This window comes from Streptomyces sp. NPDC001002 (genome assembly GCF_053599215.1).
The window spans coordinates 1-6,998 of sequence record NZ_JBSFLV010000256.1 but is presented as its reverse complement, the minus strand read 5'-3'; the positions used below and the strand labels follow the sequence as shown (position 1 = coordinate 6,998).

Genomic DNA, 6,998 nt, shown 5'->3' with positions numbered 1-6,998 from the left:
GGCACCCTGCGCGTGATCGTCGTGTCGCCGGGCTTCTGTGTGCTGACGGACAGCAAGACGTACCGCTTCACCAAGAGCTGACCCGCTCGCTTTCCACCAGAGCTGTCCCGCTCGCTGGTCCGGTCCGTACGGGAGTGCTTGTCTGGTGATGTGGCGCGGTTCGCGGGGAACCCGTGATACCGCGCCACCTTCACGAGAGGAGCGATCACATGGACCGCGAGCGACAGCACGAGGAACCCGTCTCCCTCGAGATCAGCGGGTGCAGCAAGGAGGACGCCCGGATCGTGTTCGACACGCTCGCCACGTGCTTCGAGTCCGACCGGGGCGCCGACGAGGCCCCGCAGCAGCTCCACGAGACCCGGCCGATGGTATGGCTCGGCACCTTCGAGGTCACCGACACGCACGCGTGCCCACCGCCCGCCCCGCTCTCGTCCTCCGTCGAGGCCGACGCCCAGGGCGGCTACTGGGCGATCGAACGGCTGCGCTCCACCCTCGACTCCCTGTTCACGGTCCGCGACCTCGCCTCGGCCTCCGGTGACCAGGAGCGGGAACTGCATGTACGGCTGGAGAGCCGCTGACACGCCGGACCTCCGCTATCCCTTGAGCAGGCCGAGCACGGCACGCCGGTAGACAGCATGCACGACGGGCAGGTCCGCGAGCCGGGCCCGCTCGTCGACGCCGTGCAGCCCCTCGTACCCCACCCCGAAACCGGCCGTCGCCGGGATGCCCTCACCCGCCAGCAGGTTGCCGATGTTCGAGGGCCCGGCTGTCTTGGCCCGGACCGTCAGCCCTTCCCGCGAGGCCGCGTCGAGCAGCGCGGCGGCGGGCTGCTCGTCCGCGCCCAGCCGGTACGCCGGCCACGCGGCCACCGGCGTGATCACGGACGGCCGCGGCGCGGCTACCGACGCGTCCAGCTCGGCCACCGCGCGTCGGACCAGCGCCTCGGCCGCACCGGCGTCGAACCCCGGCGTGGTGCGCACATCGACGCCCAGCTCACAGACGCCCGGCACCACGGAGAAACCCTCGCCCCCGTGACAGAAGGTCACCGTCAGCTTCGGCGGAAGCGGGAACTCGCCCTCGACGCCCGGCAGTTCGGCCTCCTCCAGCAGCCGCACCAACTGCGCCGCCCGAGAGACCGCACCCGGCGTCGTACGCCTCGACCCGGAGTGACCGGAGTCGGCGTATACCGCGATCGTGGCTCGCCACAGCCCCCGCCCGCCGACCACGACCTCGTCCGGCCCGGGATAGCCGATCAGCACCCCGGCCGGACGCTCCGCCGCTGGATCCGCGAGATAGGCGCGGGCGCCCCCGAAACCGCCGGTGTGCTCGTCGGCGTCGAGGAGAACGGCGAGTCCGCCGCGCAGGCCGTCGGCCCGTTCGCGTACTTCGGCGGCGATACGGCAGAACAGGGCGGCCGCCAGCTTGGAGTCGGCCGCGCCCCGGCCCCGTAGCCAGCCGTCCACAACGTCCCCGCGGTCCGGCGGGAAGGACCAGGCGCTCTCGTCGCCGTAGGGGGCTGTGTCGATGCAGGCGTCCAGCGTCCACCAGGGACCCGGCCGACCACCCGCGACCTCCACCAGCAGGGCGACCGGCCGTCCGTCGTCGTGGAGTCGCCGGAACGGCAGGTCGTGGGCGCTGAGCCAGACCTCCAGGACGTCGAGGACGGGTCCGTAGTCGTCGATACCGCCCCGGCTGGGGCGGCGGATCAGTTCCTGGGCGAGGTCGACCACCTCGGCGTCCGCGGTCCTCATGAGGCCACTGTGCCCCCGGGTGTCCCGTGTCACCCGCCCGCCTTTATGCAACTAGTTGCAAAACAAGCGGCGGGCCTCTACAAAGGAAGGCACCACACCCCGCACGGAGGGCCCGACGATGAGCCGCTACCCGCACCTGCTGAGCCCGCTCGACCTGGGCTTCACCACGCTGCCCAACCGCGTCCTGATGGGCTCGATGCATGTCGGCCTGGAGGAGGCCGAGCGCGGCTTCGAGCGCATGGCGGAGTTCTACGCCGAGCGGGCGCGCGGGGGAGTCGGGCTCATCGTCACCGGCGGCATCGCACCCAACGACGCGGGGCGTCCGTACGAGGGCGGGGCGAAGCTCACCACCGAGGCCGAGGCCGAGCAGCACACGGTGGTCACGGAGGCCGTGCACCGCGCGGGCGGCCGGATCGCGCTGCAGATCCTGCACTTCGGGCGGTACGCCTACCACCGGGACCTGGTCGCGCCGAGCCCGCTCCAGGCGCCCATCAGCCCTTTCCCGCCGCGTGAGTTGACCGACGCGGAGGTCGAGGAGACGATCGACGACTACGTCCGCACCGCCCGACTCGCCCGCCGGGCCGGGTACGACGGCGTCGAGATCATGGGCTCCGAGGGCTACCTCATCAACGAGTTCATCGCCGCGCAGACCAACCACCGCACCGACCGCTGGGGCGGCTCCTACGAGAACCGCATGCGCTTCCCGGTCGAGATCGTGCGCCGGGTGCGCGAGGCCGTCGGCGACGACTTCATCCTCGTCTACCGCCTGTCCATGCTGGACCTGATCCCTGGCGGCTCCACGCTCGACGAGGTGATCACCCTTGCGAAGGCCGTCGAGGCGGCCGGGGCGACGATCATCAACACCGGTATCGGCTGGCACGAGGCCCGTATCCCGACGATCGCCACCTCAGTCCCGCGCGGCGCCTACACCTGGGTCACCAAGCGGCTGATGGGCGAGGTGTCGGTCCCGCTCGTGACCACCAACCGCATCAACACCCCCGAACTCGCCGAGGAGTTGCTCGCCGACGGCTGCGCGGACATGGTCTCCATGGCCCGCCCGATGCTCGCCGACCCCGCCTTCGTCAACAAGGCCGCGGCCGGCACGCCCGAGGCCATCAACACCTGCATCGGCTGCAACCAGGCCTGCCTCGACCACACCTTCAGCGGCAAGATCACCTCCTGTCTGGTCAACCCGCGCGCCTGCCACGAAACCGAACTGGTCCTGGCGCCAACGCGGTTGCGCAAACGCGTGGCGGTCGTCGGTGCGGGCCCGGCGGGACTCGCCTGTGCGGTCTCCGCCGCCGAACGCGGGCACGAGGTCACTCTCTTCGACGCCGCGAGCGAGATCGGCGGACAGCTCAACGTCGCCCGACAGGTCCCGGGCAAGCAGGAGTTCGACGAGACGCTGCGCTACTTCCGTACGCAGCTCGACGAGCATGAAGTGGACGTACGCCTCAACACACCCGTCGAGGCAGGGGACTTGGCCGACTTCGACGAGGTGGTCGTCGCCACCGGCGTCACCCCGCGCACCCCCGACATCCCCGGCGTCGACCACCCGAGCGTGGTCGGCTACCTCGACGTCCTGCGCGGCGAGGCGACCGTCGGCGACCGCGTCGCGATCCTCGGCGCGGGCGGCATCGGCTTCGACGTCGCCGAGTACCTCACCGACGGCGGCGACAAGGCGAGCGAGGACCCGGCGACGTACTTCCGGCAGTGGGGCGTCGACATGGACTACCGCGCGCCCGGCGGCCTGGCCGCACCCGAGCGGACCGCCCCGCCCCGCACGGTCCACCTGCTCCAGCGCAAGGAGACCAAGGTCGGCGCGGGCCTCGGCAAGACCACCGGCTGGATCCACCGCGCCGAACTCAAGCACCGGGGCGTCACCATGGTCCCGGGCGTCCGCTACGACCGCATCGACGACGCCGGACTGCACGTCACCGTCGGCGAGGAGAGCACGGTCCTGCCCGTCGACACGATCGTGCTGTGCACCGGCCAGGAACCGCGCCGGGGCCTGTACGAGGAGCTGGTCGCCGCGGGCCGCGCCGCGCACCTGATCGGCGGCGCCGACGTGGCCGCCGAACTGGACGCCAAGCGGGCGATCAAGCAGGGCACCGAGGTCGCGGCCGCGCTCTAGCGGCCGTGCTGCAAGGGCCGTCCCTAGGATGACCGCATGTCACTCCCGCACGCGATCCTCACCGCCCTGCTCGAAAAGCCGTCCTCGGGGCTGGAGCTGACCCGCAGGTTCGACCGGTCGATCGGTTATTTCTGGTCGGCCACGCACCAGCAGATCTATCGCGAGCTGGGAAAACTGGAGGCCGAGGGACAGATCAGAGCGTTGCCGACCGCACAGCCCGCCCGCGGCCAGAAGAAGAGCTACGAGGTGCTGCCCGCGGGCCGTGCCGAACTGGCCCGCTGGACCTCGGCCGCCCACGACCCCAAACCGCTGCGGGACACGATGCTGCTGAGGCTGCGCGCGGCGGCCGTGGTCGGGACGGCGGGCGTGGAGGCGGATCTGCGCCGCCATCTCGACCTGCATCAGCGGCAGTTGGCGGAGTACGAGGAGATCGAGCGGCGCGACTTCCCGCCCGGCAAGGACGGTCCCCAGGACCGGTTGCGCCACCTGGTGCTGCGGGCGGGCATCGACCTGGAGACCTTCTGGACACGGTGGCTGGAGCATGCGGTGGAGGAGTTCGCGGAGCTGCCCGATGCCGGACCGCCCGGTGGTGAACCGGTCGTCGGCGAACGGGTCGGTGGCGAACTGCCTGGTGCCGGGCGGGCCTGAGCCCGCCCGGTGTCAGAGCCGGTAGGGCTTGGCGCGGCGGCGCAGGACCCAGGCCGTGGCGATGACGCCCGCACCCACCAGGGCGGTGCCAGCGGCGAGGGTGAGCGGCCCGTAGTCCTTGACCGCACCGCCGATGCCGCCCATGACACCGCGCGAGGGCGATGCCGTGGCCGTGGCGGAGATGGTGGGCGTGGAGGCGGCCGACACGATCACGGACTGGGTGCCCGCCGTGCTCCTGGCGCCGCCCGAGCAGATGACCACGACGGTGTACGTACCGGGGTTCACCGTCTGCCAGGCCGCGGACTGGAGGCCGGTCGTGCCCGAGAGGGCCACCTGCCGGCCCTGGGCGAAGTTCGCCTGGCTGCTGTTGAGCAGCGAGGCCGTGCCCCAGCTGCCGCTGCTGCTGGTCTGTGAGCAGGTGGTGGTCGTCACCGACACCGTGGACCCGCTCGTGCTCACGGAGATCCCCGAGCCCAGGGCCGCGGCCGGACCGGCGGCCAGGGCCAGGGGGAGCGCGACGGCGGCCGCCGCGGTGCGGAGGGGTGGACGAGTCATGCGCATGGGAGCCTCCGACGGCACGGTTGGCGGGACATCCCTAGCGCCGCCGAAGGTTGGGGAACGCCCGTGCTGCCTCAGGGGCAGCCAATGTGCTCCCGGCCCGTCCCGCATGCGGAGCGCCACCGGGCAGGTGACGGATTCCTTCGTCCGGCTCATGCGCGCTCTGCCGTCAGGGGGTCGTCGTGCAGGTGACCTCCGGTGACCAGCCGCCCCAGGTCCCGTCGGGCAGCTTGGCCCGGATCCGCACCCGATGGCTGACGCCGGCGTCCTTGCCGACGTAGAAGGAGTAGCTCGCCTTGTCGCGCGGCGGGTTCCCGCCGTACACGAGCGAGGTGGCGGTCTGTCCGTCGAGCCGGATCTCGTACTCGGTGATCACGCCGTCCGTGCGGGGCGGGACCCAGTTCAGATCGATGTAGTACGCCCCGTCCGCGCGGTGGGTGCTCGCGCGGAAGGCGGTGGGCGCGGTGTTCCTGCCGTCGTCCGAGCCCGGCGTGGTGAGGCGCACGGTGGCGCCGGGCGGCGAGAGGTTGTCGGCCGCGTCCCGGGCCCGGACGGAGAAGGCGTAGCGCGTGCCCGGCCGCAGTCCCGTCACCACGGTCGCCGTCTGGTTCCCGCCGACACTGTGGATCTTCGTGGCGCCCTGGTAGACGTCGTACGACAGCACCGCGCGGTCGTCCTTCGACGCGGACCAGGAGAGCTGGACGGCCCTGCTGCCGACCGCCTTGCCCTGGGTGGCACCCGGGCGGGTGGGGGGCTCGGCATCCGCCGCCACGGCCGCCGGGGTCGTCGCCCGCACCTCCCTGCTGCGCGGCCCGAGCAGGTCCCCGCCGCTGCGGGCCCGTACGGAGAAGACGTACGCGGTGGCCGGCTTGAGTCGGATGACGTCCACCATGCGCTCGGATGCCGGGACCTCCTGGACCTTGGTGGTGCCCCGGTACACCTCGTAGGAGGTCACGGGCGGGTCCGCGGTCACCGCGTTCCACATCACGTGCACGCTGGTGGCACTGCCCGCCGCCGCGGTGACGCCGACCGGCGCCCCCGGCAGCCGGCCGCCGTCGTCGGTGTCGGAGCCGGTCAGGGCGCAGGACGCGAGCAGGGTCACGGCCGCGCAGGTCGTGACGGCCGTGCGCAGGAGTAGGACGACGCGACGCACGACTCTGCCTCCCCGGATGACGCGACGGCAATGGTCCGGACCAATATGACCCGGCTGACGTGGTCGCATCAAGAGGGCGGACGGTGGGCGAACGGAGAACGGGCGGTGCGCGGACGAGGGGTGGTCCCGTTGGTGACCGCCCGCGAAGGTTACGTATGCTGAAGCTCCTCACGGCCGAACCCCCTTTCAACGCTGGGGAGTTCGGGCTGGTGGCGCGGGCCGCTGTCGTCGCTGATCCCGCGCCTGACGTGGGCGGCCGGGCGACCGGAGCCGATACGGGCTCAGGCGCCCGGCCCCTGCGGGAAGTTCGGGGACAGGAGCCTGCCGACGGGGTCGCCCCGCCGGAAGTCCGGGGGCGAGGGCCTGCCGACGCGGTCGTGCACCGTACGGCCCCCCAACGGTGGCCGCATGATCACATCGGCACCAGGGTGGGCTGAGTGTCCGTCAGTGTCCCCCAGGAGAGGCTCCCTTATCGTGCGTGTCCAGTCGCTGACACTGGCCGCGGCAAGCGCCGCCCTGCTCACCCCCACGACCGTGCCCGCCGCCGCGCACCACATCGAGCAGGAGCCGGTGGTGTGGCGCGAGGGCGCCGTGACCGCCGCGGACCTGCTGGCCAGGGCGCGTGACTGCACCCAGGTCTCCCGCGGTCGCTACCGCAGTGCGCGCCGACGAGTACGCCGTGCGCTCGCAGGAGAAGGCCGCCAAGGCGTACGCCAACGGCAAGATCCAGCAGGACCTGGTTCCTGTCTCCGTG

6 protein-coding genes and 1 pseudogene are annotated in these 6,998 nt (G+C 72.1%); 4 read left to right on the top strand and 3 right to left on the bottom strand.

What is annotated here, in order from left to right; translation table 11 throughout:
- Positions 1-209: 209 nt before the first annotated feature.
- Positions 210-578: a hypothetical protein gene (locus ACWDR3_RS46660; RefSeq protein WP_450358779.1), complete on the top strand. Its 369-nt coding sequence runs from the start codon at positions 210-212 to the stop codon at positions 576-578.
- 15 nt (positions 579-593) lie between these two features.
- Here the strand turns inward: ACWDR3_RS46660 and ACWDR3_RS46655 are convergent, their stop codons facing one another.
- Complete coding sequence (locus ACWDR3_RS46655) at positions 594-1,751, bottom strand: M20 family metallopeptidase (RefSeq protein ID WP_450358778.1); 1,158 nt, start codon at positions 1,749-1,751, stop codon at positions 594-596.
- Between the two features lie 118 nt (positions 1,752-1,869).
- Here ACWDR3_RS46655 and ACWDR3_RS46650 point away from each other — a divergent pair, with 118 nt between their 5' ends.
- Both ACWDR3_RS46650 and ACWDR3_RS46645 read left to right on the top strand, forming a co-directional pair.
- Positions 1,870-3,885, top strand: coding sequence for an FAD-dependent oxidoreductase (locus ACWDR3_RS46650; protein ID WP_450358777.1), 2,016 nt, complete (start codon positions 1,870-1,872; stop codon positions 3,883-3,885).
- A gap of 36 nt (positions 3,886-3,921) precedes the next feature.
- On the top strand, positions 3,922-4,533 hold the full coding sequence (locus ACWDR3_RS46645) for a PadR family transcriptional regulator (RefSeq protein WP_450358776.1): 612 nt from the start codon (positions 3,922-3,924) through the stop codon (positions 4,531-4,533).
- 12 nt (positions 4,534-4,545) lie between these two features.
- On the opposite strand, the gene ACWDR3_RS46640 is transcribed toward ACWDR3_RS46645, so the two are convergent.
- Positions 4,546-5,094 carry a hypothetical protein gene (locus tag ACWDR3_RS46640; protein ID WP_450358775.1) on the bottom strand — a complete coding sequence of 183 codons (549 nt, stop codon included), beginning with the start codon at positions 5,092-5,094 and terminating at the stop codon, positions 4,546-4,548.
- A 166-nt stretch (positions 5,095-5,260) separates the two neighbouring features.
- Positions 5,261-6,244, bottom strand: coding sequence for a fibronectin type III domain-containing protein (locus ACWDR3_RS46635; RefSeq protein WP_450358774.1), 984 nt, complete (start codon positions 6,242-6,244; stop codon positions 5,261-5,263).
- A gap of 652 nt (positions 6,245-6,896) precedes the next feature.
- Here ACWDR3_RS46635 and ACWDR3_RS46630 point away from each other — a divergent pair.
- A pseudogene (locus ACWDR3_RS46630) lies at positions 6,897-6,998 on the top strand (thiolase family protein); the annotation flags it as partial.

Excerpts from the sequence above, each read along its gene's own strand:
- ACWDR3_RS46660 (WP_450358779.1), top strand. The coding sequence starts at position 210 with ATGGACCGCGAGCGACAGCACGAGGAACCCGTCTCCCTCGAGATCAGC.
- ACWDR3_RS46650 (WP_450358777.1), top strand. The coding sequence starts at position 1,870 with ATGAGCCGCTACCCGCACCTGCTGAGCCCGCTCGACCTGGGCTTCACC.
- ACWDR3_RS46640 (WP_450358775.1), bottom strand. The coding sequence starts at position 5,094 with ATGCGCATGACTCGTCCACCCCTCCGCACCGCGGCGGCCGCCGTCGCG.
- ACWDR3_RS46655 (WP_450358778.1), bottom strand. The coding sequence starts at position 1,751 with ATGAGGACCGCGGACGCCGAGGTGGTCGACCTCGCCCAGGAACTGATC.
- ACWDR3_RS46645 (WP_450358776.1), top strand. The coding sequence starts at position 3,922 with ATGTCACTCCCGCACGCGATCCTCACCGCCCTGCTCGAAAAGCCGTCC.